Annotated in this window: 1 protein-coding gene; it reads left to right on the top strand. The window is 71.6% G+C overall.

Going from position 1 to position 1,519, the window contains the following annotated elements:
* Positions 1-188 precede the first annotated feature (188 nt).
* Positions 189-1,403 (top strand): TIGR03862 family flavoprotein, encoded by a 1,215-nt coding sequence (locus tag Q8M82_RS19350; RefSeq protein WP_305692927.1) that lies wholly within the window; start codon positions 189-191, stop codon positions 1,401-1,403.
* The last annotated feature ends 116 nt before the right edge of the window (positions 1,404-1,519 follow it).

Below are 1,519 nucleotides of genomic sequence, written 5' to 3'. Positions count from 1 at the left end.
TCGACGAGACGTTCGCGCGGGCTTGAGGCGAACCGTCATGCTCGGGCGCAGACCCGAGCATCTCGTGACGATGAGGCTCCCCTGCCGTGCCGGCCAGAGATTCTCGGGTCAAGCCCGAGAATGACGAGCTTGCGTCCGCCGACGCCTGATCGCTTGACCCGCGGCGTGCGACGGCGCAAGCCGGCCCGATGCAGATCAAAGACATCGCCATCATCGGCGCCGGCCCCTCCGGGCTGATCGCGGCCGAGCGGCTGGCCCAGGCCGGCCACCGCGTCACGATCCACGAGCGGATGGCCTCGCCTGCCCGGAAATTCCTCCTCGCCGGGCGCGGCGGGCTCAACCTCACCCATTCCGAGCCGCTGGAGACCTTCCTGCCGCATTACGGCGCGGCGCGGGAATGGCTCGAACCCGCCATCCAGGCGTTTCTACCGCAGGCGCTGCGCGACTGGGCCGACGGGCTCGGCGCGGAGAGCTTCGTTGGCACCAGCGGGCGCGTGTTTCCCAAGGCGATGAAGGCCTCGCCGCTGCTGCGCGCCTGGCTGCGCCGGCTCGACGGGCTCGGCGTCAGGCTGGAGGCCGGCCGGCGCTGGACCGGCTGGAACGACGTGGGCGCGCTGACCTTCGCCACCGCTGCGGGCGAGGTGACGCTGACCCCCGATGCGACGCTGCTGGCGCTGGGCGGGGCGAGCTGGCCTCGGCTGGGCTCGGATGGCGGCTGGGTTCCGCTGCTGGCGGGGAGGGGTGTCGCGGTGTCGCCGCTGCGGCCGGCCAATGGCGGCTTCGCGGTGGCTTGGTCAGACATGCTGCGCGACCGTTTCGCGGGCGCGCCGCTGAAGCGGATCACCCTGAGATTTGCCGGCAAAGAGATTGCGGGCGAGGCGATGATCGATGCTCATGGGCTGGAGGGCGGCGCGATCTATGCGCTCTCGGGGCCCTTACGCGAAGCGATCGCGCGCGAGGGTTCGGCGGTCCTGGAGATCGACCTGCGGCCCGATCTCGACCTCGCCCGGCTGACCGAGAAGCTCGGCAAGCGCCGGCCGGGTGAGACGCTGAGCAACCATCTGCGCAAGGCGGCGGGGCTCTCGCCGGCGGCGGTCGCCGTGCTGCGCGACAGCGTCGCGGGAAAGCTCGACGAGACGTCCGCCGCGCTGGCCGCCGCGATCAAATCCGCGCGCCTGCGCCTCACCGGGACGATGCCGATCGACCGGGCGATCTCCAGCGCTGGCGGCATCGCGGCCGGCGAGATCGACGCAGGCTTCATGCTGCGCCGCCTGCCGGGCGTCTTCGTCGCCGGCGAGATGCTGGACTGGGTGGCGCCGCCCGGCGGCTATCTGCTGCTGGGCTGCTTCGCGACGGGCGTCGCGGCGGCGGCGGGGATGGTGGGGTGGTTGGGGCGGGATTGAGGTACATCGCGCGTCATGCTCGGGCTTGACCCGAGCATCTCATGACGATGGTGCTCCCGCGCCTCTGTCGTCCTGAGATTCTCGGGTCTGCGCTTCGCTTCGCCCGAGAATGACGG

The organism is Allobosea sp. (assembly GCF_030694325.1).
In the GTDB taxonomy this organism is placed as follows: Bacteria; Pseudomonadota; Alphaproteobacteria; order Rhizobiales; family Beijerinckiaceae; genus Allobosea.
The sequence above is the reverse complement of the archived record's forward strand: the minus strand, read 5'-3'. Positions and strand labels throughout refer to the sequence as shown.

What these genes read in the sequence shown, in the direction of transcription:
- Q8M82_RS19350 (WP_305692927.1), top strand. Translation starts at nt 189, where the DNA reads ATGCAGATCAAAGACATCGCCATCATCGGCGCCGGCCCCTCCGGGCTG.